Raw genomic sequence first — 25,961 nt, 5'->3', positions numbered from 1 at the left:
CGCCGAGCCAGCACCCGAGCGTCGGGCAATCCGCCGGGCTGTTGCCCGGCCAGCGGCCGCTGCCCAAGCTCCGTCCGCTAAGCCCGCCAGTACGGCCCCGCGTAAAGCTGCCGCCCCGGCATCCAAGGCCAAGCCGGCTGCAAAGTCTCCTAAAAGCAAGGCCGCTAAGGGCAAATAGAAGCCCGACTTCTGGTAGTCTGATTGCCCAATACCCACCACGCCGCACCACTAATGCCCGCTCCCGATAAATCTGCCGCGCCCGACCCGATTATTCAGCTTATCGTTTTTCGACTGGGGCAGGAAGAGTACGCCATCCGGATCGAGCAGGTAAAGGAGGTAACCCTCACGCCCGACATTGCGCGCATGCCCAAAACGCCGTCGTTCGTGAAAGGTATTGCCAACCTGCGCGGTGATATTATTGCCGTAATCGACCTGGAGGAGCGGTTTCAGCTACGCGAAGCCACCGAGGGGCCGGCTGCCCACACCTACACCATGGCCATCGAGGCCAAAGACTATACTATTGGCATAGTGGTGCGCGAGGTGCCTCAACCATTGTCGGTGCCGCAGTCGGCCATCGAACAAACGCCCGAATTCATTCAGGAGGCCAACATTCACGATAAATACATTGAGGGCATTGCCCGCATCAACGACCGGATTATTGTGGTGCTCGACATGCTAAAGCTGTTGACACCTGCCGAAATCATGCAGTTGCCCACTGCGGCGGCATCTTAGCCCCGTAGTCGCCGTACAACGGGCCAAGCCAGCCATCAGGCCAGGCCCTGCACTCTCACTTCGCATTTCACTTCCCCATGAAAAACCGCATTCTCATCGTCGACGATTCGTTCTACATGCGCACGATGCTCAAAAACATGCTCACCGATGCCGGCTACGAAGTAGTTGGTGAGGCGGCCAATGGCCAGCAGGCCCTGGAAATGGCCATCGAAACCAAGCCCGACCTGATTACGCTCGATGTAATTCTGCCCGATAACACCGGCCTCGACGTACTGCGCGGCATCCGCCAGGAGCAGCCCGATGTGAAAGTGGTGATGTGCTCGGCCGTAGGCCAAGAGGTTATTGTGAACGAAGCGCTGGAAAGCGGCGCCTCGGCGTATATCGTGAAGCCTTTTTCGGAAGAAAAAGTGCTCGAAATTGTGGGCAACGCCCTGCAATAGTCAGTTGCCAGTTGAAGGGACGTCATGCTGAGCATGCTCAGTATGACGTCCTCCTGCCTGTTGACTTACAAATAGCTTCCCTCGTGTCGTTTCCCCCGTCCGTATTTCTTGTCCTCGTTGCCAGCCCCCACCTGATTGGTGAGGCTGGTTGGGCGTGCGTGGCGGGCGGTTTTCAACTTTCGTGGCGCGATGAGTAACCGGGAGCAGGAGTACCGTGAGCTTTTCATGGCCGAGGCGTTGGAATACTACGACGCCATGAGCCGGCACATCAGCGAGCTGGAGCGCGACCCGGCCGATGAGCAGGCCCTACGCGAGCTGTTCCGGCTCATGCACAACCTCAAGTCGAACGCCCGGGCCATGGGCTACACCAGCATCGGCGAGGCGGCCCATCAGATGGAAACCGTGTTTGGCCAGCTGCGCGACGGGGAGGCCACCTTCACGGGCAGCATGGTGCCGGTACTGTTTGGTGGCATCGATACGCTGGGCGAGTTGATTAGGGCTGCGGGCGCCCAACAGGAAATGCCCGACGTGCAGCGGCTGCTCGACAACCTCGACCGGCTCACCCGCGGCGAAGAGCCCAACCTCGACGACGAGGAAGCCGACGACGAGGAAGACGTTAGCCGTAAGCTCGAACTCTCCGACCTGGTCTACATTCAGGTGCGCAAGCTCGACCACCTGATGAACCTGATGGGCGAGCTGATTATCGACCGGGACCGGATTCTGACGCTGAGCCGCGAAATAGACGCCCCTGCCTTAACGGCCGCCGCCGCCCACTTCTCGCGCATTGCCGATGAGCTGCAGTATAGCATCATGGACGCCCGCCTGGTAGGCGTGGGGTCGCTGTTCAGTAAGTTTCCGCGGGTGGTACGCGACGTGGCTACGGCCGAAGGCAAGGAAGTAAACCTGACGCTGCAGGGCGAAGACATCCAGATTGACCGCAATATCCTGCAGATTATAACCGATGCGCTGCTGCACTTGGTACGCAACGCTATTGCCCACGGCCTCGAAACGGCCGCCGAGCGCGAGGCGGCCGGCAAGCCTGCTGAGGGCCAGCTTACGCTTCTGGCCCAGGCCGAGCGCGACGATGTGCTGGTACAGGTGCAGGACGATGGCCGGGGAATTGATGTGGAAAAGGTGCGCCGCAAGGCCGTGGAGCGTGGCCTGGTAACCCGGGCCGCTGCCGCCCAACTGAACGATGCTGCTGTGCGGGCCTTCCTGCTGGAGCCCGGCTTCTCGATGGCAAAGGAGGTGACCGAAATTTCGGGCCGTGGGGTGGGGCTCGATGTGGTGAAGCTGGCCATCGATTCACTGGGTGGACAGCTACGCGTTGATTCCGTTCTGGGCGAAGGCACCACCTTTACGCTGGTGCTGCCTACCTCCATTGCCGTAAAGGGTGCCCTGCTGTTCGAGCTCGATGAGCGCAGCTACGCCCTGCCCCTCATGCATACCGACTCGGTGGTGTCGCTGATGCCCGGTAGCTTCAGCGTGGTAGGTGGGGTGCTGCTTACGCGCCTCCAGGACGAAAACGTGCCCGTGGTATCGTTGCGCGAGCTGCTGCACCTGAGCGGCGACCAGCCGCTGGCGCCGGCCCGCAAATCGACTCTGCAGGGTCGCCAGGATATCATCATTGTCAACTACAACAACCGCCGGCTCGGCCTTATCGTCGACCGGTTTTTACGCCAGCAGGACATCGTGGTGAAAGCCATGAGCAAGCCGCTGGATACCATTGATCTGTTTGGGGGGGTAACGCTACTCGGTAGCGGGCAAGTGTGCCTGGTGCTCGATGTGCCAGCGCTAACCCGACTCTTTTTAGCCAAACGGCCATAACTCTCGTACTGCAGTCTGGCCGGTTGCCCTTGTGGCCTGCCCTTTCACCTGAACCCTATGGAATTGCACATGACGGAACTGGAGCGCGACATTATTCGCGAAATCCTGAACATCGGTCTGGCCCGCGCCGCCGACTCGTTCGCGGTGGTAGCCCAGGAGAAAGTACTGCTTGAAGTTCCCAACCTCGAAATTGTATCGGGGCGGAGCATTCTCGAAAAAGTAAGTGACCTGCAGGCCGGCCACGTAGTCATTCAGTCCGATATCCTGGGCGACTTCAACGGCACTACGCTCATGTTTTTTTCGGGCCAGCATGTACAGCGCCTTTCGCGGGTTTGCCTGCGTATGCAAACCCCCGACTCGATTGCCATCGATCCGATGCAGGAGTCGCTGCTGCTCGAAATCAGCAATATCATTACCGGGGCGCTGGTAACGCAGCTGGCCAATATCCTCAAGGCGCGCATCTACGGCGCCCCGCCCGCTCATCCGCAGGGCGACATGAATGCTGCTTTGCGCAGCCTGCTGCACGACAATCCGATGGTGCAGCCGCTTATCTTTTCGGTAATAACCCAGTTTTCGGACAAGGAAAACTCGGTGGAGCTGCCGCTTATGATCTTCTTCGACCGCGAGACCTTTGACAAGATCATCGCCATCATTCGCACGTACGACTTCATGGGCGGCCACCAGCTCGGCGGCTAGGTGTACCTTCGAAGTGCCCTACTGCCGTAGAGCGAAAATCCGTTTCGCGACGGGCCGGACGAGTTCCTTTGCGGAACACTCGCTTCGCCCATCGCGAAACGGATTTTCGCTCTACGGGCATTTAACGCCGGCTTTTGTACCTTCTGCTTTCACGCCTCAACCTGTAATCTGCCATGGCTAATTCGGCCTCCTCCCTCAAAGAAAAGCTTGCCAACTTCGACCCCAACTCCCTCGCCGATGCCGCCGGTGGGGTGTTTGGGCTCCCGTTTACGCCCGAGGAAGCTCAGGTAGTGGTAGTGCCCGTGCCCTGGGAGGTAACTGTGTCGTACCGCGCTGGTACTGCCCAGGGGCCCGAGGCTATATATGCCGCCTCGCTGCAGGTTGACCTCTACGACCCCGACCTGCCCGACGCCTGGCGTATGGGGCTGGCCATGGAAGAGCCCGACGCCGCCATTGCCGCCGAAAGCCAGGAGCTACGCCCGCTGGCTGAGGCCTACATCGGCTGGCTCGAAGACGGGCAGCCCGAGGAGGGTCGCACCGAGCACGCCCCCACCGCCGGGCGCATCAACCAGCGGGGACGCGCCCTGTTGGAGTGGCTTAAAGCCAAGACCGGTGCCCTGCTCGATGCCGGCAAAGGCGTAGTGGTGCTGGGCGGCGACCATAGCACGCCGCTGGGCTACCTGCACGCACTGGCCGAGCGCCACGAGGAGTTCGGTATTCTGCAGATTGATGCCCATTGCGACCTGCGCCCCGCTTACGAGGGCTTCGAATTTTCGCACGCCTCCATCATGCACAACGCCCTGCAGCTGCCGCAGGTGAAAAAACTGGTGCAGGTTGGCATCCGCGACTATTGCCAGCAGGAGGCCGATTATATCGACCAGAGCAACGGCCGGGTAGCCCTGTTCGCCGACCGTTTCCTGCAGTCGGAAATGCTGGGCGGTAAGTCGTGGAAGAAAGAATGCAAGAAAATTATTGCCCAGCTGCCCCAGAAGGTATACCTGAGTTTTGACATCGACGGGCTCGACCCTAAGCTCTGCCCCGGCACCGGCACGCCCGTACCCGGGGGCCTCGAGTTCGAGCAGGCCGTGTACCTGTTGCGCATGGTAGTGCGCTCAGGCCGAACCATTATCGGGTGCGACCTGAACGAAGTGGCCCCCGGCGACACCGAATGGAACGCCATAGTGGGGGCGCGTCTGCTCTACCACATGGCCAACTGGATGGCTGTTTCGCAGGGCCGCCTCAAGGCCCGTGCCATAGAATAGCGTCCGGGTGCCGGCAACTGAAAAAGCGGGGGCTCGTATGGTATTCAACTCCCTGAATACTGTACTTCTCTCACCCAAACTACTCTTTCTACCCCATGAGCTTCATTCTCAAATTCATTCTCTCAGCCATCGTTACGTACCTGCTGGCTACCTTTTTGCCCGGCGCCTACATCCGCGGCTTCACCGACGCCATGATTCTGGTGGTGGTGCTGGCCGTTCTCAACGCCGTGGTAAAACCCATTCTACAAATCATTGGGTTGCCCATTACTATTCTCACGCTGGGCCTGTTCCTGTTCGTCATCAACGCGCTGATTATCATGCTGGCCAGCTACCTGATGGCAGGTTTCGAGATTAGCGGCTTCCTTTCGGCACTGCTGTTCAGCATCGTGCTTTCTCTAGCTACATCGGTGGTCGATTTGGTGGTTGACTAACTCTCAATCTCACTTTGCTACCTGCAGAATGCCCCGCTAACGAAAGTTGGCGGGGCATTCTGCTTGAATGGACATACGTATCTGGGTACATCTACCAACTGCTGAAGTGCCTTTACCGCCAGCGTCGGTAGGCCAGTCTCAGCATAATGCCGGCAACACTATCAGCAAGCTCTTAAACAGCCTCGGCGGCTTGCGGCTGGCGGTGGCTTACTTTGGCTGCCGGGCCCGGCGTCGGCGCCAGGTCTGCAAGGCCAAAATACCGGCCGTCAGCAACAACAGCAGTGGCCAGGCCGCCACGAGGCCCAGCATGAGGTTGGTGAGCACTTCCCAGCCGCTGTAGAACGATTCGAGCAGTCGGCTCCCGAAGGACAGCATCGGCGCATCGGGCCGACGCTGGCTGAGCTCCTGGTAGTAAGTGAGCGTAATAGTGGAGTAGCTTACCTCATCGTTGAGCGTGCGCAGGCGGCTTTGGGTGGACTCGATTTCCTCCCGAATCTCGCCCACCTTCTCCTCAATCTCCAGCATGTCCGACACTTTATTGGCCTTCTTGAGCAGTTCCAGATACCGCTGTTCCAGGGCCCGCTTGGATGCCAGCCGGGCCGTTACATCAGCGTGCTGGGTAGTCACGTCGTCGGTGGAAAGCTGCTTGGATTCGACGATGCCCAGACGGCCCAGTCCGCTTAGCAATGCCGGAAAGCGGGCCGGCGCCACGCGAATCTTCATCTCGTGCCGCCACTCGGTATCCTCACGCTCCTCCGAAGCTCCTTCCACGAAAGCCCCAAGAGCCCGCGTGAGGCTATCCATGCGCTGGTTGGCGCGGGCTAGGTCGGCCACCTTCATGCGTACCGTTGCCTGGTAGACCAGCTTGCGGTTGGCGGCTGGAATAGCGGAGTTGGACTCATCGGCCGGGGCCGCGTTTACGACGGGCGGAGTGAACTTGATTGTTGCAGCCGGTGCGGCTTCTTCCTCGGCAGACATCTCGCCACTTACTTCGGCGTCGGACGCGACCTCAGCCATTGGCGCTTCCATGCGCTGGCTGTTACCACAACTCAGCAGCCCTACTGTCAAACTCAACCACAACAATATCGGGATACGCATACGGCAGGATTTTTATGATGTGTGACTGGACAAAGCGGTTAGCGCTTGCCCTTCATACCCAACCCGCCGGAAGGTAACCTGCTGCCTACCGGTCAAAAAAACCGCCCGGCCCCACATAGTAGGAACCGGGCGGCTCAAGTCTAACAGTACTTGTTTCGGCATTAATAACTGATCAACAGTCGGCTATCTACAGCCTCCGGATCTGGGCGCCAAGGGCGATAAGGCGCTGGTCGATGTGCTGGTAGCCACGGTCAATCTGCTCCACGTTTTCAATTACGCTCCGGCCCTCGGCCGAGAGGGCCGCAATGAGCAGCGCCACGCCGGCCCGGATGTCGGGCGAGGTCATGGTGATGCCGTGCAGGCGTTTCTGGTGGTTGAGACCGATGACGGTGGCCCGGTGCGGGTCGCAGAGAATCACCTGGGCCCCCATGTCGATAAGCTTGTCCACGAAGAACAGCCGAGACTCGAACATCTTCTGATGAATCAGGACGGTGCCCTTGGCCTGGGTGGCCACTACCAGCACAATGCTCAGCAGGTCGGGCGTGAAACCGGGCCAGGTGTGGTCGGAGATGGTGAGGATGCTGCCGTCGAGGTACGTATCAATCTCGTAGTGCTCTTGGGCCGGAATGTGGATGTCGTCGCCGCGGAATTCGAGCTGGATGCCCAGCTTGCGGAAGGTATCGGGAATGAGGCCCAGTTCGGCAATCTGACAGTCTTTGATGGTGATTTCGGAACCCGTCATGGCGGCCAGCCCGATGAAGGAGCCGATTTCAATCATGTCGGGCAGCATGCGGTGCTCAGTGCCGCCGAGCTGTTCCACGCCCTCAATGGTGAGCAGGTTGGAGCCAATACCGTTGATTTTCGCGCCCATGCGGACCAGCATTTTGCAGAGCTGCTGCAAATACGGCTCGCAAGCGGCGTTGTAAACGGTTGTCGTGCCCTTGGCCAGCACAGCGGCCATCACGATGTTGGCCGTGCCCGTAACGGATGCCTCATCGAGCATCATGTAGGCGCCGGTCAGGCCGTTGTCAGCCTTGATGCGGTAGAAGTCTTTGCCTTCGAGCGTGAGCTTGCCGCCCAGCTTTTCGAGGCCCAGAAAGTGCGTGTCCATCGGCCGGCGGCCAATTTTGTCGCCGCCCGGCTTGGGCAGCTGGCAGCGTCCGAAGCGGGCCAGCATGGGCCCCAGAATCATCACCGAACCACGCAATGACCCGGCCTGGGCAATAAACTCGGGCGTGTCGAGGTAGGCCAGGTTCACGTTGTCAGCCTGAAACCGGTAAGAGTCGGAGGACAACTTGCCCACTTTTACGCCCAAATCGCGCAGCAGCTCGATGAGCTTGTTCACGTCGCGGATGTCGGGCACGTTGCTGATGGTGACCGGCTCGCTGGTCAGCAACACCGCGCACAGAATCTGGAGAGCTTCGTTTTTAGCGCCCTGGGGCACAATTTCACCACGCAGCGGCTTACCGCCAATTACTTCAAAGGAGGCCATGTGTTAAGCTGTTAGCTGACAGCTGACAGCTGTAAGCTTGATGTTCGATACTAGATTGGCAGGAGCCAGGAATTGAAAGAGCTATCAGCTAACAGCTAATAGCTTCACAAAGCCCTACTGCGGAGGCTGCTGAGGCTCGTTGCGGTTTTTACGGCCGCCACGGCGCTGCTTGTCGCGCCGGTTACCGCTGCCACTACTGCTATTGCCGCCACCACTACCGCCGCTGCGGCGGTTGCCGCCGCCGTCGCGCTCCTGGCGAGGCTGGGGCACGATAAAAGCCGCTTGCCGGCCGCCGGTGGTAGCGGCAAACTCGAACAGGTTTTCGTTCTGTACGCGGTCGGGGTCGAGACTCAACTCGCCGCCCGACAGCTCGCGCAGGTGCTTAATAATGGTGAGGTCCTTGGCGTTTTCCTTGTTGTGGGAACGGTACAGGAACTTCATGGTGCGGCCGATGATGATGGCGGCCTGCTCGCGCTCGGTCTCATCTTCCAGCGTCAGGGCCTGCGCCACGAGTTGCTCCACGGCCTGTCCGTAGGCCCGGAACTTGGGGCCTTTGGCAGGGTAGGCGAGGCGCTTGGGCGGCCCCAGGTTTACCTGAGCGGCCAGCGTGAAGGGCGCGTCCACGTCCAGCTCGCCATCGGCCATTTCAAAGATGTGGTTCCAGACCTTGGCCTGGCTGTCGGGCTGGTCGCGCAGCGTGGGCTGAATGCGGAAGATGAGCTGAACAATCTGCTGGGCCCGGCGGGTCCGCTCGTCGCGGTCCTCGATGCTGGCCAGCTGCTGCACGAGGATGAACGTGCTCTGGCCGTATTCGCGCTGGAGCAGCTCGTGTTTATGAAGAGAAGGGAGGGTCATGAAAATGGTATTCGAAAGGTCAAATATACGCCAAACCGCGCGCCGCTGGTAGTGCGTTTTGCACAGAAGCCAGCCGGACAAAGCTGGGTAGGGGCCACATGGGCCAGGCGGCCGCGTTGCGTCTTTCTAAAAGTAACGCAAAGCAACCGAATCAAGCCGAACCAACCGCTAATGCACCCGCAGCTTGGCGAAGCTCAGCAACAGCGTTTTCTCGCCTACTTCCTCGAACTGAATAATGGCCTTGGTGGAACCCTGAACGGTTTCGAGGCTGGTAACCTTGCCGAAACCGAACTTGGGATGCTCCACGCGCTGGCCGGTTTCCAGCTTGCTCGTGTCGGAGGGCACGAAGTCGGCGGGGGCCACGTACTTGGTGGCGGCGTTCTTTCGGGGCGGGGTGGGCACCAGGTTGGAGCGCCGCTCAAACACATGGCCAAAGGGCGACTCGCCCGGTCCGGTGCGGTCGGGCCCAGGGCCGGCCGAGAACTTGAAGTCGACATATATCGGGTCGATTTCGTCGAGAAACCGGCTTTTCTCGCAGCTGCGCAGGTTGCCCCACTGGTAGCGCGAGGTGGCATAGCTCAGCGTCAGCTTCTTCTCGGCCCGCGTGATGGCTACGTAGAACAGCCGGCGTTCCTCCTCCAAATCGGCCCGCGAGGTAATCATCATCTGGCTCGGAAACAGGTTTTCCTCCAGGCCCACGATGTACACGTTGCGGAACTCCAGGCCCTTAGCCGAGTGAATGGTCATCATCGTCACCTGCTCGCCCTCCTGCGCCGCGTCCTTGAGGTCCGAGTCCGTCACCAGGGCAATATCCTGCAGGAAGGAGCCGAGCGTTTTGTCCTCGCGCTCGGGGTCTTCCACGAAGGCCTTGATGCCGTTGAGTAGTTCCTGGATGTTCTCGTAGCGGCTCAGCCCTTCGATGCTCTTGTCGGAGTACAGCTCCTCGATCATGCCCGAGTTCTTGGCGATGAACTTGGCCGCCTCAAACGCATCTTCCTTGGCCGCCACGGCGGTGTAGGCCTTTATTTTCTCCGAGAAATCGACAATCGGGTTGGCGGTGCGGGTGGGCAGAAACTTATCGGCGTTGCTGACGACCTCCCAGATGGTGTGGTTGGCTTCTTCGGCCGCGTTGATGAGCTTGGCAAGCGTGGTGTCGCCGATGCCGCGCTTGGGGTAGTTGATAACCCGGCGCAACGCCTGCTCGTCGTTGGGGTTCACCGTGAGGCGCAGGTAGGCCACCAAATCCTTGATTTCCTTACGCTGATAAAAGCTCAGGCCGCCCACGATTTTGTACTTGATACCGAGCTTGCGCAGGGCTTCTTCCATGGCCCGGCTCTGGGCATTGGTGCGGTACAGAATAGCGAAGTTGTCGTAGGACAGATGGTGGTTCATCTTGTCCTCGTAGATGCTCTGGGCCACCAGCTTGCCCTCTTCGTTGTCGGAGGAAGCCTTGAACACCTCAATCAGCGGGCCTTCCTCGTTGTCAGAAAACACATCTTTGCGCAGCTGGGCCTGGTTATTTTTGATAACCGAGTTGGCCGCTTTCACGATGTTCTGGGTCGAGCGGTAGTTCTGCTCCAGCTTGAATACCTGCAGCTCGGGGTAGTCCTTCTCGAAGTTGAGAATGTTCTGAATATCGGCACCGCGGAAGGCGTAAATGCTCTGGGCGTCGTCGCCCACCACGCAGATGTTGCGCTCCTTTGCCGCCAGCTTACGGGCAATCAGGTACTGAGAGTAGTTGGTGTCCTGGTACTCGTCCACCATCACGTACTTAAACATGTTCTGGTACTTGTTCAGCACATCGGGATGGTCCTTGAACAGCACGTTGGTTTGGTACAGCAGGTCGTCGAAGTCCATGGCCCCGGCCTTAAAGCAGCGGTTGGCATACTGCTGGTAAATCACGCCCAGCTTGGGCCGCATGGCTGCCTCATCGTCCTGCTTTATCACCGGGTCCTGGAGGTACTGCTGCACCGAAATTAGCTTGTTTTTAGCCCCCGAAATCCGGCTCAGCACCATGTTGGGCTTGTACATCTTGTCATCCAGCTCCAGTTCTTTCAGAATCTGGCCAATCAGCGTCTTGGAATCCTGGGTGTCGTAGATGGTGAACGAGCGGGGATAACCGATCTTATCGGCCTCGGAGCGCAGGATGCGAGCAAAAACGCTGTGGAACGTGCCCATCCATAGGTTCTTGGCCTCGGGGCCGACGACCTTCTCGATGCGGGCGCGCATCTCCTTGGCGGCCTTGTTGGTGAAGGTGAGGGCCAGGATATTGAACGGGTTGACGTTCTGCTCCAGTAGGTTGGCGATGCGGTAGGTGAGCACCCGGGTTTTGCCCGAGCCGGCGCCGGCAATAATCATGCAGGGGCCTTCAATCTGCATCACGGCAGCGGCCTGCGAGGGGTTCAGTAGAGCGTGATAATCGAGTCCCATATTCGGTAGTCAGCAGCGGAAAACTAAGCCGGTTGGCTTGTTAGCAAAGGTAAGGCTTTCGGGCGGGGGAAGGAAACCTAACCATATCTTCGTGTCATGAACCCCACCGACCGCGCCCCCTTCCCCCTCTCCATCCTATGCCTCTCCGATAGTTGGGGCGGGCTGGAGTTGAACACGGCCCGGTTTGCGGGCTGGATGCAGACGCGGGGCTGGCCGGTGCAGGTGGTTACCCGCGCCAACTCGCCGCTGGCCGCCCGCGCCGCCGAACTGGGCGTAGCTGTCGTAACGCTCGAAAACCCCTGGAAAGCCCTCGACGTGCCGGCTGCCGGTCGCCTGGCCGGGTCCCTGCGGGTATTTGGGACGCGGGCGCTGCTCATCAGCCGCAACGGCGACCTGGGCTTGGCCGTGCTCTGTAAGCGGCTGTATCTGCCTAAGCTGCCGCTGGTTTATCAGCAACATATGCAGTTGGGCCTGGCCAAGCGCGGCCTGTTGCACACGCTACGTTACCGGGCGCTGGCGGCCTGGCTGGCCCCGCTGCCCGGCCTGGCCCGGCAGGTACTGGAAAAAACCCGATTGACTCCCGAAAAGCTGCACGTAGTACCGCTGGGCGTAGAACTGGAGAAATTCGCTGACGAGCAGCTAACCACCGTCGAAGCCCGCCGTCGTCTGCAGCTGGTGTTGCCCGATGATGCCGTGCTAATGGGCCTCATCGGCCGTCTCGACGATGGCAAGGGGCAGGATTTCGTGGTGGAAGCTCTGGCGGAGCTGCGCCAGAAGTTCCCGCAGTTGCACCTGCTGCTGGTAGGGGAATCCACCCGTAACGAAGGCAATTCCTACGCCGACGCGCTGCAGGCCCGCATTCAGGAGCTGGGACTGACCGGCGTTGTACACCTGCGCGGCTTCACGCCCCAGCCCGAAGTAGCCTACCGTGCCCTCGATATCTCCATCACGGCTTCCACGAACGAAACCTACGGCATGGTGACCATTGAGGCCTTGGCGGCGGGAAAGCCAGTGCTGGGCGCCGCCGCCGGCGGCACCCGCGAACTACTCGACGACAACCGCACCGGCCTGCTGTTTGCGCTGCGCGACCAAGCCTCGTTCGGGGCGGCGGTGGCGCGGTTGCTGCAAGAGCCGGGCCTGATGGCGCGCTTGGGCGAGGCCGGGCAGCAGGAGGCGCTGGCCACGTATTCGCACCATCGCCAATGCGAGCTGACGGAACAAATCCTCTGGTCGGTGGTGTAATTGCGGGTATCTTTGCGGCGGAGTTTCTCGCGGACCTCCGCCAGAAACCAGACAGTGCATGATTCAGATTCAAAACACCATCATCTCCGACGACGTTCGGGACAACTTTTTCGTCTGCAACCTCGAAGCCTGCAAGGGCGCGTGCTGCGTGGAGGGCGACCTGGGTGCGCCCCTGGAACCCGAGGAGCTAGTCATTCTCAACCAGGAGTACGAAAACATCAAGCCCTTCCTTACCGATGCCGGCCGCGCCGCCATCGAGCAGCAGGGTCGCTATATTAAAGACTGGGAAGGCGACTTTAGCACGACCACCATCAACGACCGGGAGTGCGCTTACGCCCTCTACGACGAGCGGGGTATCCTCAAGTGCGGCATCGAGCAGGCGTATCTGGCCGGGGCCACCAGCTTCAAAAAGCCCATCAGCTGCCACTTGTACCCAATTCGCATCACGAAGTACGACGGTTTCGAGGCCCTCAACTACGACCGGTGGACCATCTGCTCGCCCGCCTGCTCGTTTGGAGCCACCCTGGGCGTACGCATCTACCAATTCCTCAAGGAGCCGCTGATTCGTAAGTACGGCGAGGCGTGGTATGGTGAACTGGTAACGGAAATCGAGCAGGGCGGCGAGAAATAATATCTGGCGTAACGCTTAGTGGCGCTAAGGGATAGGGTCTTATCACATAAAAGAGGCCGGCCAATTGGCCGGCCTCTTTTATGTGGCTCTAACGTACTTCAGCAGGTTACTGCCACGTATCGGTGCGAGTAGCGGTGGTGCTGCTGGGCGTGAAGGCACGGTTGGCGCCGCCTTCCCACAGCACGTTGCCGGCCGCGTCTTTGCGCAGATACTTGTACTGCACGGCCGTACCGCTGATTAGGTTCACGGTGCCGCTCCATTTGGGGTAAGCCGCGCCGCTGAGCTTCTTGGCGTTGGCTGCATTCCAGGAGCCAAGTTGAGCCGTGCTACCCACCACGTACACATCCTGGCCGCTGGTGGTGTTGCTGTAGGTCACGTTGAATGTCACGGCCGTGGTAGTGCCGCCGGTGGGCGGGGGCGTGGTGGTGCCGCCGGTGGGCGCCCATACGGCGTAGCCGCGGGCCGGTACCGAGAAGGTGGCGTAGCCGCTGGCATTGGTCGTGATGGTGCCACTTATGTTGCCGCTTATGTTGCCGGTCTGGTCGGTGAGGGTGGCGTTTTTGAAGGGCGTCGTGATGCCCTTACTGCGGCCGGAGATGCCGTCGTTCAGCAATAGCAGCAGGCCCTGGTGGGTAGCGTCGCCGGCGCGGGAGTAGGCGTACACGTCGGCGTCGTTGGTGCTGGTGTACTCGGTGGCCGCCCCGTAGGCATTGGCCTGCCGGATCTGCATGAGCTTCTTGAGCTGGGCGCCCAGGCCGTACTCGTAGTAATCCTTGTAAAACACGCAGGGGTAACCCTTTTCGCGGGTCAAAATGTAAGCGTAAGCCAGCATCTTCAGGTTGGAAACCGGCGAGAACAACGCGCCGGTCGTATGGTCGGTGTCGTGGTTATCCACAAATGAAACCGAAAGCGCCCCGTTGGCCTCGGTGAAACCCGCGAACTGCAGGCCACGCATGTCCCAGCTGCCGTTGCCGTTGCTCATGTCGGCAAAGGTGTAGTGCAGCGGCACATCGAAGAGGCTGGTGCGGCCCCCGGTGGCAGCGGCGTAGTTATTCATGTCGGAAAGATTTCGGAACCAGGCCTCACTCACGACAAAACGGCCGCTGGTTTTCGCGTTATCCAGCCAGCGGTTCAGGTAAGTCGTCTGGATGTGTTTGGTGGCGTCGAGGCGGTAGCCATCCAGGTTAAGCTTGGTGGTAATCCAGTTGCTCCAGTTGATGGTTTCGTTGGCGTTATTGAGGTCGTTGTAGCGGATTTCCGAGCCCAGCAGGTTGTCGTAGGCGTCGTTGTTGGCGTAGGGCTGAAAATCGTAAGCCGCCCACTGGTACCAGCCGTTGTTGGGGGCTTGCTGCGTGGCCGAAAAGTTGTACCAGTGCCACTGGTAGTTGCTGTAGGTGTTGTTGCGGCCGGGGTAGGTGAAGCTGGTATACACGTTGTACTGGTTGTTGGCCAGCTCCTGGTTGTCGGCCGAGGTCAGGTGGTTCATCACCATATCCTCGTACACCTGAATGCCCTGCCCGTGCAGCGCCCCAATGGCCGACTGCAGCTGCCCGATAGTGCCATAACGGGTTGCTACGGTGCCTTTTTGGTTGAACTCGCCCAGGTCGTACCGGTCGTATACACCGTAGCCGACATCGAACTTGCTGCTGCCTTTGTAAGCCGGCGGAATCCACAGGGCCGTAATGCCAGCCGCTTTCAGCTCGCTGGCCTTTGCGCCCAGGTTCTGCCACCAAGTGCCGGCGGCGGTGCTCATCGGCACATCCCAGTAAAAACCCTGCATCATCACCCCGTTGGCAATTGTGGCATCCGACGACGATTTGGTGGTCAGCGGAGTAGAAGCGGAGGCAGCGGGCTCCATGCTTTCCTTGGTACACGAGCTCAACCATGAGCCAGCCGCAAGCAGCCCCGCCAGGGAGGCCGCTGTAAATAGGTTTTTCATACGGGTGGTGTTTTGGTTATAAGTAGTAGAACACCACAAGTATAAAGCCTTCGAATGGGAATTGTGCAATATTATTCGGGCCTTAACTAAATTAATAGTAAGTAATCACCTACCCAAAAAAGTTCGTTTTTGATATCATAATGATGTTGTGTTAGCCTGTTTGAGTAAATATTGTGTACTGCGAAAATGAGTAATGTTATATTTGCATTAAACGGTGCCCTGTTGCTTTGCAGTGCGACTTCCAATTCCTGCAACAAAAAAGCGGGCTGCCTCCGGTTGGAGGCAGCCCGCTTAATAGGTCCGATACTATCGGCTATTTCAGCTGCGAAAAGTCGAAGGAAGTTTCGAGGAATTTGGTCGTGAAGTCGCCGGCTTTGAACTGCTCGTTGTCCATCAGGGCCAGGTGGAAGGGGATGGTCGTTTTCACGCCTTCCACCACGAACTCGCTCAGGGCGCGCTTCATCTTCACAATGCACTCCTCCCGACTCTGAGCTACCGTGATGAGCTTGGCAATCATGGAGTCGTAGTTGGGCGGAATCTGGTAGCCGGCATACACGTGGGTATCCACCCGCACGCCGTGGCCGCCCGGAATATGCAGGGTCGTGATTTTGCCTGGTGAAGGCCGGAAGTTGTTGGCCGGGTCTTCGGCGTTGATGCGGCACTCCATGGCGTGCATCTGGGGGAAGTAGTTGGCGCCCGAAATCGGGATGCCGGCCGCCACCTTAATCTGCTCCTTAATCAGGTCGTAGTTCACCACTTCCTCCGTCACGGGGTGCTCCACCTGAATGCGGGTGTTCATCTCCATGAAGTAGAAGTCGCGGTTTTTGTCCACCAGAAACTCGATGGTACCCACGCCCTCGTAGCCAATGGCCGAAGCGCCGGCAATGGCCGCCGCGCCCATCCGCTCGCGCAAATCGTCGGTCATGAAAGGGGAGGGAGCCTCCTCCACCAGCTTCTGGTGGCGGCGCTGAATCGAGCAGTCGCGCTCGGAGAGGTGGCAGACGTGGCCAAACTGGTCGCCGCACACCTGAATTTCGATGTGGCGGGGCTCCACCACAAACTTCTCCAGGTACATGCCGTCGTTGCCGAAAGCGGCTTTCGACTCGGTGCGGGCGTCGTTCCAGGCCTTCTCGAACTCGTCTTCGGAGTTGATGATGCGCATGCCGCGCCCGCCACCACCGGCCGTCGCCTTGATGATAACCGGGTACTTGATTTCGGCCGCAATCTGCTTGCCCTGCTCCACCGATTCGAGCAACCCCACCGAGCCGGGCACCACGGGTACGCCGGCGGCAATCATGGTGGCTTTGGCCGAAGCCTTGTCGCCCATGCGGTTAATCATGTCGGGCGAAGCGCCGATGAACTTGATGCCGTTCTCGTGGCACACACGCGAGAATTCGGCGTTTTCGCTCAGGAACCCGTAGCCCGGATGAATGGCGTCGGCGTTGGTGATTTCGGCGGCTGCAATCAGCGTCGGAATGCTCAGGTAGCTCTGGGCCGAAGGGGGCGGGCCGATGCACACGGCCTCGTCGGCGAAGCGCACGTGCAGGCTCTCTTTGTCGGCTGTCGAGTACACGGCCACCGTCTTGATGCCCATTTCTTTGCAGGTCCGAATCACGCGCAGCGCAATTTCGCCCCGGTTAGCAATTAGTATTTTTTTGAACACGGTTTTTTCAATTAAAAATTAAAAGTGAAAAATCAAAAATTGAAAGAATGAAGTTGGCCAAGACGTGCGGCGTAATCCATTTTTAACTTTTAATTCTTAATTTTTAATTGACCTAAATTGCTTCAATCAAAAACAGCGGCTGGTCGTACTCAACGGGCGAGGCGTTTTCCACCAGTGCTTTCACGATGCGGCCCGACTGCTCGGCTTCTATTTCGTTGAAGAGCTTCATGGCCTCGATGATGCAGATAACCTGGCCTTTCTCCACCATATCGCCCACCTGCACGAAAGCCGGCGTTTCGGGGGTGCTGCTGCGGTAGAACGTGCCAATCATCGGCGACTTCAGGGGCGTGGCGCTGCTGGCGGCCGGAGCGGGCGCTTCGGCGGCCGCAGGGGCGGGGGCAGCAGCCGGGGCCGCCTGAAGAGCGGCCGGAGCAGGAGCCGGAGCATGCGCAGCGGCTGGCGCGGCCATCGTCACGGTTTTGGTGCTGGGGTCGCGCTGTACCGAAATTTTAAACTCTTCGGTTTCGATATTGACCTTGTTGAGGCCCGATTTGGCGATGAAATCAATCAGGTCCTGGAGTTCTTGGGCTTTCATGGCAAAGGAAAAGGCGTGGCCGGTGGATTGTTGACGTGCGTTACTTAACTCGCTCGACGTAGCTGTAGTCGGCGGTTTTGATCCGAATCTTGGTGTCCGTATCAACGAACAGCGGCACCTGAATGCGGGCTCCCGTTTCGACGGTGGCGGGCTTGAGGGTGTTGGTGGCCGTGTCGCCCTTCAGGCCGGGCTCGGTGTAGGTTACCACCAGCTCCACGGTAGTCGGCAGCTCGGCCGTGAGGGGCTGCTCGGTTTCGGCGTGGAACAGGATGCCAACCTCCTGGCCTTCCTTCATCAGGTCGGCGAAGGGCACCATGGCTTCGGGCAGTACCACTTGCTCAAAGGTCGCATTGTCCATGAACGTGAAGCCGTAATCATCTTTGAACAGGTACTGGTGGGGGCGCTGCTCCACGCGGGCCGTTTCTACTTTCACACCCGCATTGAAGGTGTTATCGAGGGTGCGGCCGGTTTTGATGTTGCGCATCTTGGTACGCACAAACGCCGGGCCCTTACCGGGCTTCACGTGCTGAAATTCGGTGATGACGTGCAGCTCGTTGTTGTAGTTGATTACGAGCCCGTTGCGGAAATCTGCGGTAGTGGCCATTTTCTGAATTAAAAATTAAAAGTAAGGATTAAAAATTGAGAGGGCGGGATTGACTTACTACCTCTTTTTGAGCGGGCAGTCAGCCAACTTTAAATTCTTAATTCTCAATTTTTAATTGTGCCAGCGGCACCATCGTATGCCCATTTCAGGTAGAGCGCGCCCCAGGTGAAGCCACCACCGAAAGCGGCTATGATGAGGTTGTCGCCCTTGCGCAGCTGCTGCTCGTAGTCGGAGAGGCAGAGCGGAATGGTACCGTTGGTGGTGTTGCCGTAACGATGGATGTTGAGCATTACCTTCTGGGGACCGATACCAACGCGGTGGGCCGTAGCATCGATAATGCGCTTGTTGGCCTGGTGAGGCACCAGCCAGTCGATGGTTTCGGCCGTGAGGCCGTTGCGCTCCGCTACCTGGGCCGCTACGTCGGCCATGTTTTTTACAGCAAACTTAAACACGGCCGCGCCTTCCTGATGCACGTAATGCTCCCGGTTGGCCACGGTTTCGGCCGAAGGCGGACGGCGCGAGCCACCGGCTTTCTGGTGCAGGTACTGCTCGCCGTTGCCGTCGGAGTGCAGCTCTTGGTCGAGCAGGCCCAGGCCCTCGTGGTTGGGTTCGAGCAGCACGGCCCCGGCCCCGTCGCCGAAGATGATGCAGGTGGAGCGGTCGGTGTAGTCGATGATGCTCGACATCTTATCGGCCCCCACTATTACTACCTTCTTATAGGTGCCGGTGGCAATAAACTGGGCTCCGGTGGCCAGTGCGTACATGAAGCCCGAACAGGCCGCCTGCATATCGAAGCTGAAGGCCTTGGTGGCGCCCACGGCCGCCGAAATAATATTGGCTGTGGCCGGAAACACCAGGTCGGGGGTGGTGGTGGCGCAGATGATCAGGTCAATGTCGGCGGCGGCTACCCCGGTTTTGGCCAGCAGGTTTTCCACCGCTTTTATGCCCATCACCGAGGTGCCCTGATCTTCACCCTTCAGGATGTGCCGCTCCTGAATACCCGTGCGGCTCAGAATCCACTCATTGGTCGTGTCAACCAATGTTTCCAGTTCCTGGTTGGTAAGCACGTAATCGGGCACGTAAGCACCCACCCCGGAAATGGCGGCGGTAATCTTCATGAGTGGGGTAAAGGGATAATAGAAGGTGCCGCAAAAAGTCCGGCCTCCCCAAAGGAAACCGGACTAAGCCGAAAATCAGGACTTGAAAGTAGCTTTAATTTGGTCGGCAATGCCGGCCGAGGCCATTTGATACCCTTGCAGCAGCATATTGCAGATGGCTTTGGGAGTGCTCACGCCATGCCCAATGATGGCATTGCCGTTGACGCCCAGGATGGGCGACCCGCCCACCGACTCGTAGTTGAACTGTTCGAAAAACGGATCGTGGAAGTTTTTATCAACCAGCGCATCGTACACCGACTCAGCCATTTTCAGCAGCACGTTGCCCGTAAAACCGTCGCAGATAATTACATCGGCTTTCTCGTTGAACAGGTCGCGGCCCTCGATATTACCGATGAAGTTGATATGCGGGTTGACTTTGAGCAATTGGTGGGCGGCCTGGGTTGCAGCCGTGCCTTTGCCCTCTTCCTCACCCAGGTTCATCAAGCCTACCTTGGGTCGCTCGATGCCCAGCACATACTGGGCATACAGGGAGCCCAGCTCGCCGAACTGCTCCAGCATTTCGGGCTTACAGTCGGCGTTGGCGCCCACATCGAGCATAATGCAGGTGCCGCCGTGTAGCTTGGGAACGAAGTTGGCAATAGCAGGACGCAGTACGCCGGGCACGGCCTTTACGCTGAACATGGCCCCCACGAGCATGGCCCCGGTATTGCCGGCCGAGCAGAACGCCTCCACCTCGCGGGCGGCCAGCATGCGGTAGCCCACGGCAATACTCGAATCCTGCTTGTGCTGGTAGGCTTTGGCCGGATGCTCGCCCATCTCAATTATTTGGGAGGCGGGCACCAGGGTGAGGCCGGCGGCGGCGGTCCCGTGCGCAACCAGCAGCGGCCGCACGGCTTCCTCCTGACCAATAAGCACAATCTCAGCCTTGCCTGCCAGCTGCTGAGCGGCAAGCACGGCCCCGTCGACGGCGGCTTGGGGAGCGAAATCACCCCCCATTGCGTCCAGAGCTATCTTCATGAAAGAAAAGTCAAGAGGGTCGGGATGTTGGTTGAGCTATTAGCCAATAGCTATTAGCCAATAGCTGTTAGCCGTTAGCTTCTGTTTTTTTGACAAGAGCTAACAGCTAACAGCTAACAGCTAACAGCTATCAGCTACAAAAGAAGGCTATTCGTCGTCGCTGTCGAGCGGCGCGGCGGCGGCTACGGGGGCGTAGTTCTTGATGGCAACTTTGCCGTTCAGGTACAGGTCGCCGTCAACTACGTAGGCCTTGTGGCGCAAGTGCAGCTCGCCGGTGTTGGCACAGAGGGTTACAGCTTTAGGGGTGAGCTTGTAGTGGCTGCGACGTCTGTCGCGGGCGGCGGAGGAGGTCCGGCGTTTAGGATGAGCCATGAGAAGAAAACAGTGAAAAAATGAAAAAAGTAAACGTGAAAACTCAAGCGGGTTTAGCGCTTAATTGAGGTTGCGGAGGGCATTCCAGCGCGGGTCGGATTCATCCTCGTCGTCGTCGGCAGCTTCGCCGCGGGTTGTGAAGATGAGCTTGGTTTTGGCGTCGGGCTCGTCGTCGGGCTCGTTCTGGAAGCGCGGGTGCAGCTTCTTCATTGGCAGGGCCAGCCCCACGAAATCGAACAGGTGCTGGGCCAGCGGCAGTGCCTGGGTATCGGGCGTTATTTGCAGCACATTATCGTCGAGCTCCTTGTTCTCGTCGCCGAAGCGCACCAGCAGTTGCTCGTGAGTTTCGATGTCCTGGTCGTAATCATCAAGGCTCCGGTCGCACACCTGGCGCACGGTACCTTTCATATCGAAATCAATGGTAATCAGGCGCTCAGTTTTGTGCAGCGTTACGTCCACATGCACGTTGCCGTCCGGAATCAGCTCCTGGTCGAACTGCTCGAAAAAGGCACGGTCGAGGTCGAACTCGAAGAGGTGCGTTTTATCGGCCAGCCGGGCTATATTGATGGTAGTGGGCGAATCCTTTTTCACGGGAGGTAGTAGCAAGGGGGCAAAAGTAGGCACTTTTACCCGGTATGTTAATCGTATAATGAGTGTAGGGTGGGGTCAGGCGTTTTTTAGAATAAAGTCTGACGGTATCCCCAGCCGCTCGTAAAGGCGTTTAGCTAGGTCGAGCGTTACGCGGCGCTTACCGCTCAGGATTTGGGAGAGGCGGCTGGCAGGCACTTCGAGTAGTTCGGCCAACTCCTTCTGCTTGAGGCGCATCTGCTGACGCTTGAGCTCAATCATCTCGGCCAGCGAGGTGGGCAGGTTCGGAATCGGCAGCAGCCCCAGCTTGCCCTCGTAGACATCGAGGGCCGTAATCAGCTCCCGAAACTCGGTTTCCAGCGCCTCGTTACCGTCCACGCCAGCGGCCGCCAGCGCATCGAGGCGGCGCAGAGCAGTACGGTAGTCGATGGGCGTCTGGAGGAGCATGTTTTTAAGCTGTTAACTAATAGCTTCTAGCTGGTAGCCAGTGGGCAAGCAAAACGCCGGAGCCTAGTGGTTCCGGCGTTTCTGTTGCAAAGGTAAAGAGTAATTCCGAATGCGCAAACAATCTTTCGTTTTTGGAAAGAAAGTTTCGGTATAGGGTTGATCAGGTAGCAGCGTGAAGCGGTGAAAAGAACGTCATGCAGAGCGGAGCGAAGAATCGCACGTGCTGACGTTGAGGACTGTTAGCTCGACGACTGCGAGCGAGATTCTTCACTTCGCTCTGAATGACGGTCCTCCTCACCTTCTATTATTCCCTTCTGCCGCCGCGTGGGGCCGGGCCGGGAATCAGGGGTTTGATTTCGGCTTCGGCTTGGCGGTATTTTACCAATTCGCAGGCCAAGTACAGCGCCTCGCGGAACGACGTTTCATCGGCTTTGAACTGGCCGGCGAGGCCGTAGGCGGTGCCGTGGTCGGGGGAAGTGCGGATGACGGACAGGCCAGCGGTGTAGTTGACGCCGCGTTCGAAGGCCAGGGTTTTGAACGGAATCAGGCCCTGGTCGTGGTAGAGGGAGAGGGTGGCGTCGAACTGCTTGTACTGGCCGGTGCCGAAGTAACCGTCGGCAGGATAGGGGCCGAACACCAGGTGGCCGCTCTGGAGCAGCTGCTGGATTACGGGCGTTACCACGGCGGCCTCCTCAGTGCCAAGCAGGCCGTTTTCGCCGGCGTGGGGGTTGAGGCCCAGCACCGCTACGCGGGGCTTCTCGATACCAAAGTCGTTCTTGAGCGAGGCCAGCAGGATGCGCAGTTTGTTGGTGAGTAGCTCTTTGGTGAGGCGCGCGGACACATCCTTGAGCGGGATGTGACCCGTGGCGGTGGCCACTCGCAGCTCGTCGGCCACGAGGAGCATCAGGCTCTCCTTGGCTTCGAAGAAGCTGGTCAGAAACTCGGTGTGGCCGGGAAAGCGGAAGTCGTCGGCCTGGGTGTTTTCCTTGCTGATGGGGGCCGTAACGAGGCCGTCGAGCAGGCCGGCTTTCAGGTCGCGGGCGGCGGCGAGCAGACTCTGGCGGGCCGCCGCGCCGCTGGCCGCGCTGGGCTGGCCGGGCGTGAGCTGCACATCGTCATCTTCCCAGCAGCTCACGGCGTTGTGCTTACCAGGGGCAATATCGGCCGCCTCACGTACCTGCCGGAACCGGAGCGGCTCGTGGTTGGGGTCGGCGGGAAAGTCGTCGAAGAGCACGGCGGCTGTGCCGTACACTACCGGGGTGCAGAACTTAAGCAGACGCGGGTCGAGGAAGGTTTTATAGATGACCTCGGGCCCGATACCGGCCAGGTCACCGACGGAAATACCAATTCGTGGGAGCATTCTTTAGTTAGAGCTTAGTGCTTCGTTGTTAGTGCTTAGACTGTTCGGGTGGGATACAGAGTAGGCGTTAACCGAGCTTTTGTTTGTAGTGGTTGATGAAGCCGTGCAGTAGCTTTTTGCAATCGGTAAGTTGAAGCAACACGGCCTCTAGCTCTGGCAGAGCAATTAGCTGCTGGTCGAAGCTTAGATACAATTGGGTTTCCAGTTCATAAAGAGAGCCTCGGGCAATATAGAAGAAGCTGATGGAGTCTTTAGGATGCTGACGTCCACATCCTTCGGCTATGTTGGATGGTACGGAAACAGCGCTGCGCCGCATCTGGCTCGTCAGCCCAAATACTTCCTCCCTAGGAAATCCTTTGGTCAAGGAGTATACCTCACCCACCAATTGCCGACTCCTTTGCCAGACTGTCAAATCAGTGTAAGAAGAAGTCATGTATTTAGAGCTTAGCGCGTTGCTATTAGTGTTTAGTTGCACGTTTTGGAATCCTAGTTACAGGATGGATTCTTATTGTCGGTGTTTCCTAAGCACTAATAACAAGGCACTAAGCTCTAAAAACTAAGCTCTACGCACTAAAAACTCATACGTGAGGCGTACGGCGGTGCCGGTGCCGCCTTTGCCGCGGTACGAGTCGGGGGCGGTGAGGAAGGCGGGGCCGGCAATGTCGAAGTGGACCCAGGGGTAGCCCTCGGCGTAGCGCTCCAGGAACTTGCCTGCCGAAATAGCCCCGGCCTCGGCCTTGCCCAGGTTGGTCATGTCGGCAATGGGGCTCTTGATGTGGTCGGCGTACTCGTCCCAGAGGGGGAATTCCACCAGCCGCTCGTGGGTAGCGTCGCCGGCCTTTTTGAGGTCGTGCATTACGTCCTCGTCGGCGGTGCCCATGTACACGATGCCCTCGATGCCGATGGCGCGGGCGGCCGAGCCGGTGAGCGTGGCGTAATCGAGCACCAGTTCGGGGTCGTACTTCTTGGCGAAGGCCAGCGCGTCGGCCAGAATCAGGCGGCCTTCGGCGTCGGTGTTGAGCACTTCCACGGAGAGGCCGCTGTACATCGTAATCACGTCGCCGGGGGCCAGGGCGGGGCCGCCAGGGCGGTTGTCGGTGGCCGGCACCAGCCCGATTACGTGCAGCGGAACCTTGTTTTTGGCCAGGGCCGTGAGCACACCCACCACTACGGCCGCGCCGCCCATGTCGCACTTCATCATGTCCATGCTGTTGGGCGTGGGCTTGAGGCTGAGTCCGCCGGTGTCGAACACCACGCCCTTGCCCACCAGCACAATCGGCTTGGCGTTGGTGGCGCCAGCAGGCTTGTACTCCATAATGCTGAACGTGGGCGGCTCGGGGCTGCCCTGGTTTACGGCCAGCAGTCCGCCCATGCGCAGGGCCTCAATACGTACCAAATCCAGCACTTCCACCTCGAAACCGGCTTCCTCGCCGGCCTTTTCGAACTGATGCGCCAGCTGGGTAGCGTTGAGGTGGCTGTAAGGGCGGTTCACCAGGTCGCGGGCCAGGTACACGCCCTGCAGCACGCCCTCCAGCTCGGCCACCTTCTGCTCCGACAAATCGGGGCCAACCAGCGTGAGCCGTTGCAGGGTGGGAGCTTGCTTGGACTTCTCGTCGGTTTTGTAGCCTGCGAACTGGTAGGCGGTCAGGGCAATGCCTTCGGCCAGGGCCAGCGAGGCGCCAGCGGGCGTGAGGTTGCAGATGAACAACTCCTCCACCTTATCGGCCTTGAGGTGGGCGTGCAGCTTGTGGCCGGCTTTGCGCAGCGCCTCCAGGCCCAGGGCCGGCGTCTTCTTGTCCTCGGCTACTATATAGTAATGGTGGTGACTATATTGGTTGACGACAACCAGTTTCTCATCAGCGGCCAACTGGGCGGCCACGTAGCTACGGGCGGCTTCGGGCAGGTCGGCGGCGGCCGTTACGGGCAACTCGGTGGTGCCGGCGGGCAGGATGAAGGCCGTGCTGGCAGTAGCAGGAAAATCGGCGGCGTAGGCGAGGGTCAGGGACATGGGCGGGATAGAACTGGGATGAAGCACCGGCCGAAACGACCGGCCGCGGCGTATCTTTGGCCGTGAAGGTAGGAAGTTTGATGCTTTGCAAGAACGTCATGCTATGCGAAGCCAAAGCATCTCTACCTCTGGCTAGCTTTTGCTGAAAACAACGAAACGGTAGAGATGCTTCGGCTTCGCGGACGCCAGATGAAGCATGACGGCCTATTTCTCTGCCAACGTCCGGCCAACCTAATTACCTGCCCCTCCGCCACTCACTTCTCCAGAATGGATTTCGTTAAAGCCAAAAAGCACCTCGGTCAGCACTTTCTCAACGACCCCAACATTGCCCGCAACATCGTGGAGGCCCTGCGCCTGCCCGACGGCGTAAAGCACGTGCTCGAAATCGGGCCCGGCATGGGCGTGCTGACCCAGACGCTGCTGCTGCACCCGGAATACGAGACGGCCGTAGTGGAAATTGACCGTGACTCGGTGACCTACCTGCAGAAGCACTACCCCGCCCTCGAGGACCGGATTTACTCCCAGGACTTCCTGAAAATGGACCTGACGGCGCTCTACGGCGAGCAGCCGCTGAGCATCATCGGCAACTTTCCCTACAACATCAGCACCCAGATTTACTTCCAGATTCTGGCCCACCGCCAGCAGGTGCGCGAGAGCGTGGGCATGCTCCAGAAGGAAGTAGCCGACCGCCTGGCCACCGGCCCGGGCTCAAAAACCTACGGCATCCTGAGCGTGCTGCTGCAGGCTTTCTACACGATTGACTACCTGTTCACGGTGCCGCCGCACGTGTTCAGCCCGCCGCCCAAGGTGCAGTCGGCCGTCATCCGCCTCACCCGCAACGATACCGAGCAGCTGGCCTGCGACGAAAAGCTATTCTTCCGGGTCGTGAAACAGGCTTTCCAGACCCGCCGCAAAACCCTGCGCAACGCCCTCAAACCTTTCGGCATGCCCCCCGAAACCACCACGGACGCCGTGTTCGACCTGCGGGCCGAGCAGCTCAGCGTGGCCGATTTCGTGGACCTGACCAACCGAGTGGCGGCAGATAAGACGCTGTAGAAAGCGCACTTTCTCACGTGCGCCTAACGGTGCTCATAAAGTGGCAATTGCTGAAGCA

At 59.1% G+C, this 25,961-nt stretch carries 25 protein-coding genes; 9 read left to right on the top strand and 16 right to left on the bottom strand.

The features are described from left to right. Positions 1-201 precede the first annotated feature (201 nt). The 6 genes from D0N36_RS15980 (at position 202) to D0N36_RS15955 (ending at position 5,388) form a co-directional block, all read left to right on the top strand. Complete coding sequence (locus tag D0N36_RS15980) at positions 202-732, top strand: chemotaxis protein CheW (protein ID WP_242478952.1); 531 nt, start codon at positions 202-204, stop codon at positions 730-732. A 77-nt stretch (positions 733-809) separates the two neighbouring features. After that, complete coding sequence (locus tag D0N36_RS15975) at positions 810-1,172, top strand: response regulator (RefSeq protein ID WP_019948088.1); 363 nt, start codon at positions 810-812, stop codon at positions 1,170-1,172. Between the two features lie 189 nt (positions 1,173-1,361). Continuing rightward, positions 1,362-2,999, top strand: coding sequence for a chemotaxis protein CheA (locus D0N36_RS15970; RefSeq protein ID WP_116942836.1), 1,638 nt, complete (start codon positions 1,362-1,364; stop codon positions 2,997-2,999). A 57-nt stretch (positions 3,000-3,056) separates the two neighbouring features. After that, on the top strand, positions 3,057-3,695 hold the full coding sequence (locus tag D0N36_RS15965; RefSeq protein WP_242478951.1) for a chemotaxis protein CheC: 639 nt from the start codon (positions 3,057-3,059) through the stop codon (positions 3,693-3,695). A 173-nt stretch (positions 3,696-3,868) separates the two neighbouring features. Then, the gene (locus D0N36_RS15960; protein ID WP_116942835.1) at positions 3,869-4,957 is read left to right on the top strand and encodes an agmatinase family protein; all 1,089 of its coding nucleotides are present in this window, start codon (positions 3,869-3,871) and stop codon (positions 4,955-4,957) included. A gap of 95 nt (positions 4,958-5,052) precedes the next feature. Then, entirely contained in the window at positions 5,053-5,388 is a 336-nt protein-coding gene (locus tag D0N36_RS15955; protein WP_116942834.1) for a phage holin family protein, read from the top strand. Positions 5,389-5,595: 207 nt separating this feature from the next. On the opposite strand, the gene D0N36_RS15950 is transcribed toward D0N36_RS15955, so the two are convergent. From D0N36_RS15950 to D0N36_RS15935, 4 genes are all read right to left on the bottom strand, one after another. After that, complete coding sequence (locus D0N36_RS15950; RefSeq protein WP_116942833.1) at positions 5,596-6,486, bottom strand: DUF4349 domain-containing protein; 891 nt, start codon at positions 6,484-6,486, stop codon at positions 5,596-5,598. Positions 6,487-6,673: 187 nt separating this feature from the next. Then, positions 6,674-7,978 carry a UDP-N-acetylglucosamine 1-carboxyvinyltransferase gene (gene murA, locus D0N36_RS15945; RefSeq protein WP_116942832.1) on the bottom strand — a complete coding sequence of 435 codons (1,305 nt, stop codon included), beginning with the start codon at positions 7,976-7,978 and terminating at the stop codon, positions 6,674-6,676. Positions 7,979-8,092: 114 nt separating this feature from the next. Next, complete coding sequence (locus D0N36_RS15940; protein ID WP_147320944.1) at positions 8,093-8,833, bottom strand: DUF4290 domain-containing protein; 741 nt, start codon at positions 8,831-8,833, stop codon at positions 8,093-8,095. A gap of 168 nt (positions 8,834-9,001) precedes the next feature. Continuing rightward, positions 9,002-11,263, bottom strand: coding sequence for an ATP-dependent helicase (locus D0N36_RS15935; RefSeq protein ID WP_116942830.1), 2,262 nt, complete (start codon positions 11,261-11,263; stop codon positions 9,002-9,004). Between the two features lie 96 nt (positions 11,264-11,359). Here D0N36_RS15935 and D0N36_RS15930 point away from each other — a divergent pair, with 96 nt between their 5' ends. Beyond that, positions 11,360-12,505 (top strand): glycosyltransferase family 4 protein, encoded by a 1,146-nt coding sequence (locus tag D0N36_RS15930; RefSeq protein ID WP_116942829.1) that lies wholly within the window; start codon positions 11,360-11,362, stop codon positions 12,503-12,505. A 58-nt stretch (positions 12,506-12,563) separates the two neighbouring features. Next, positions 12,564-13,136 carry a DUF3109 family protein gene (locus D0N36_RS15925; RefSeq protein WP_116942828.1) on the top strand — a complete coding sequence of 191 codons (573 nt, stop codon included), beginning with the start codon at positions 12,564-12,566 and terminating at the stop codon, positions 13,134-13,136. A 106-nt stretch (positions 13,137-13,242) separates the two neighbouring features. On the opposite strand, the gene D0N36_RS15920 is transcribed toward D0N36_RS15925, so the two are convergent. From D0N36_RS15920 to D0N36_RS15865, 12 genes are all read right to left on the bottom strand, one after another. Next, positions 13,243-15,075 (bottom strand): alpha-amylase domain-containing protein, encoded by a 1,833-nt coding sequence (locus tag D0N36_RS15920; RefSeq protein WP_190242720.1) that lies wholly within the window; start codon positions 15,073-15,075, stop codon positions 13,243-13,245. A 313-nt stretch (positions 15,076-15,388) separates the two neighbouring features. Further along, on the bottom strand, positions 15,389-16,738 hold the full coding sequence (gene accC / locus D0N36_RS15915) for an acetyl-CoA carboxylase biotin carboxylase subunit (protein ID WP_116942827.1): 1,350 nt from the start codon (positions 16,736-16,738) through the stop codon (positions 15,389-15,391). A 112-nt stretch (positions 16,739-16,850) separates the two neighbouring features. Then, positions 16,851-17,333, bottom strand: coding sequence for an acetyl-CoA carboxylase biotin carboxyl carrier protein (gene accB / locus D0N36_RS15910; RefSeq protein ID WP_116942826.1), 483 nt, complete (start codon positions 17,331-17,333; stop codon positions 16,851-16,853). A 40-nt stretch (positions 17,334-17,373) separates the two neighbouring features. Further along, entirely contained in the window at positions 17,374-17,937 is a 564-nt protein-coding gene (gene efp, locus D0N36_RS15905) for an elongation factor P (RefSeq protein WP_116942825.1), read from the bottom strand. A gap of 104 nt (positions 17,938-18,041) precedes the next feature. Beyond that, positions 18,042-19,055, bottom strand: a complete 1,014-nt coding sequence (locus tag D0N36_RS15900; RefSeq protein ID WP_116942824.1) for a beta-ketoacyl-ACP synthase III — start codon at positions 19,053-19,055, stop codon at positions 18,042-18,044. A gap of 75 nt (positions 19,056-19,130) precedes the next feature. Beyond that, positions 19,131-20,072, bottom strand: a complete 942-nt coding sequence (gene plsX, locus D0N36_RS15895; RefSeq protein ID WP_116942823.1) for a phosphate acyltransferase PlsX — start codon at positions 20,070-20,072, stop codon at positions 19,131-19,133. Positions 20,073-20,219: 147 nt separating this feature from the next. Next, the gene (gene rpmF, locus D0N36_RS15890) at positions 20,220-20,444 is read right to left on the bottom strand and encodes a 50S ribosomal protein L32 (protein WP_116942822.1); all 225 of its coding nucleotides are present in this window, start codon (positions 20,442-20,444) and stop codon (positions 20,220-20,222) included. 60 nt (positions 20,445-20,504) lie between these two features. After that, positions 20,505-21,050 (bottom strand): YceD family protein, encoded by a 546-nt coding sequence (locus tag D0N36_RS15885; protein WP_242478950.1) that lies wholly within the window; start codon positions 21,048-21,050, stop codon positions 20,505-20,507. 60 nt (positions 21,051-21,110) lie between these two features. Beyond that, on the bottom strand, positions 21,111-21,479 hold the full coding sequence (locus tag D0N36_RS15880; RefSeq protein WP_116942820.1) for a helix-turn-helix domain-containing protein: 369 nt from the start codon (positions 21,477-21,479) through the stop codon (positions 21,111-21,113). Between the two features lie 304 nt (positions 21,480-21,783). Continuing rightward, positions 21,784-22,839, bottom strand: a complete 1,056-nt coding sequence (gene pdxA, locus D0N36_RS15875) for a 4-hydroxythreonine-4-phosphate dehydrogenase PdxA (protein ID WP_116942819.1) — start codon at positions 22,837-22,839, stop codon at positions 21,784-21,786. 67 nt (positions 22,840-22,906) lie between these two features. Beyond that, the gene (locus tag D0N36_RS15870) at positions 22,907-23,272 is read right to left on the bottom strand and encodes a four helix bundle protein (protein WP_116942818.1); all 366 of its coding nucleotides are present in this window, start codon (positions 23,270-23,272) and stop codon (positions 22,907-22,909) included. Positions 23,273-23,395: 123 nt separating this feature from the next. Then, the gene (locus D0N36_RS15865) at positions 23,396-24,847 is read right to left on the bottom strand and encodes a leucyl aminopeptidase family protein (protein WP_116942817.1); all 1,452 of its coding nucleotides are present in this window, start codon (positions 24,845-24,847) and stop codon (positions 23,396-23,398) included. Between the two features lie 267 nt (positions 24,848-25,114). Here D0N36_RS15865 and rsmA point away from each other — a divergent pair, with 267 nt between their 5' ends. Then, complete coding sequence (gene rsmA / locus D0N36_RS15860; RefSeq protein WP_116942816.1) at positions 25,115-25,903, top strand: 16S rRNA (adenine(1518)-N(6)/adenine(1519)-N(6))-dimethyltransferase RsmA; 789 nt, start codon at positions 25,115-25,117, stop codon at positions 25,901-25,903. Positions 25,904-25,961 lie beyond the last annotated feature (58 nt).

Source organism: Hymenobacter lapidiphilus (assembly GCF_003417065.2).
In the GTDB taxonomy this organism is placed as follows: domain Bacteria; phylum Bacteroidota; class Bacteroidia; order Cytophagales; family Hymenobacteraceae; genus Hymenobacter.
The sequence above is the reverse complement of the archived record's forward strand: the minus strand, read 5'-3'. Positions and strand labels throughout refer to the sequence as shown.

What these genes read in the sequence shown, in the direction of transcription:
- D0N36_RS15975 (WP_019948088.1), top strand. Translation starts at nt 810, where the DNA reads ATGAAAAACCGCATTCTCATCGTCGACGATTCGTTCTACATGCGCACG.
- D0N36_RS15970 (WP_116942836.1), top strand. Translation starts at nt 1,362, where the DNA reads ATGAGTAACCGGGAGCAGGAGTACCGTGAGCTTTTCATGGCCGAGGCG.
- D0N36_RS15965 (WP_242478951.1), top strand. Translation starts at nt 3,057, where the DNA reads ATGGAATTGCACATGACGGAACTGGAGCGCGACATTATTCGCGAAATC.
- D0N36_RS15960 (WP_116942835.1), top strand. Translation starts at nt 3,869, where the DNA reads ATGGCTAATTCGGCCTCCTCCCTCAAAGAAAAGCTTGCCAACTTCGAC.
- D0N36_RS15955 (WP_116942834.1), top strand. Translation starts at nt 5,053, where the DNA reads ATGAGCTTCATTCTCAAATTCATTCTCTCAGCCATCGTTACGTACCTG.
- D0N36_RS15950 (WP_116942833.1), bottom strand. Translation starts at nt 6,486, where the DNA reads ATGCGTATCCCGATATTGTTGTGGTTGAGTTTGACAGTAGGGCTGCTG.
- murA (WP_116942832.1), bottom strand. Translation starts at nt 7,978, where the DNA reads ATGGCCTCCTTTGAAGTAATTGGCGGTAAGCCGCTGCGTGGTGAAATT.
- D0N36_RS15940 (WP_147320944.1), bottom strand. Translation starts at nt 8,833, where the DNA reads ATGACCCTCCCTTCTCTTCATAAACACGAGCTGCTCCAGCGCGAATAC.
- D0N36_RS15935 (WP_116942830.1), bottom strand. Translation starts at nt 11,263, where the DNA reads ATGGGACTCGATTATCACGCTCTACTGAACCCCTCGCAGGCCGCTGCC.
- D0N36_RS15930 (WP_116942829.1), top strand. Translation starts at nt 11,360, where the DNA reads ATGAACCCCACCGACCGCGCCCCCTTCCCCCTCTCCATCCTATGCCTC.
- D0N36_RS15925 (WP_116942828.1), top strand. Translation starts at nt 12,564, where the DNA reads ATGATTCAGATTCAAAACACCATCATCTCCGACGACGTTCGGGACAAC.
- D0N36_RS15920 (WP_190242720.1), bottom strand. Translation starts at nt 15,075, where the DNA reads ATGAAAAACCTATTTACAGCGGCCTCCCTGGCGGGGCTGCTTGCGGCT.
- accB (WP_116942826.1), bottom strand. Translation starts at nt 17,333, where the DNA reads ATGAAAGCCCAAGAACTCCAGGACCTGATTGATTTCATCGCCAAATCG.
- efp (WP_116942825.1), bottom strand. Translation starts at nt 17,937, where the DNA reads ATGGCCACTACCGCAGATTTCCGCAACGGGCTCGTAATCAACTACAAC.
- D0N36_RS15900 (WP_116942824.1), bottom strand. Translation starts at nt 19,055, where the DNA reads ATGAAGATTACCGCCGCCATTTCCGGGGTGGGTGCTTACGTGCCCGAT.
- plsX (WP_116942823.1), bottom strand. Translation starts at nt 20,072, where the DNA reads ATGAAGATAGCTCTGGACGCAATGGGGGGTGATTTCGCTCCCCAAGCC.
- rpmF (WP_116942822.1), bottom strand. Translation starts at nt 20,444, where the DNA reads ATGGCTCATCCTAAACGCCGGACCTCCTCCGCCGCCCGCGACAGACGT.
- D0N36_RS15880 (WP_116942820.1), bottom strand. Translation starts at nt 21,479, where the DNA reads ATGCTCCTCCAGACGCCCATCGACTACCGTACTGCTCTGCGCCGCCTC.
- pdxA (WP_116942819.1), bottom strand. Translation starts at nt 22,839, where the DNA reads ATGCTCCCACGAATTGGTATTTCCGTCGGTGACCTGGCCGGTATCGGG.
- D0N36_RS15870 (WP_116942818.1), bottom strand. Translation starts at nt 23,272, where the DNA reads ATGACTTCTTCTTACACTGATTTGACAGTCTGGCAAAGGAGTCGGCAA.
- D0N36_RS15865 (WP_116942817.1), bottom strand. Translation starts at nt 24,847, where the DNA reads ATGTCCCTGACCCTCGCCTACGCCGCCGATTTTCCTGCTACTGCCAGC.
- rsmA (WP_116942816.1), top strand. Translation starts at nt 25,115, where the DNA reads ATGGATTTCGTTAAAGCCAAAAAGCACCTCGGTCAGCACTTTCTCAAC.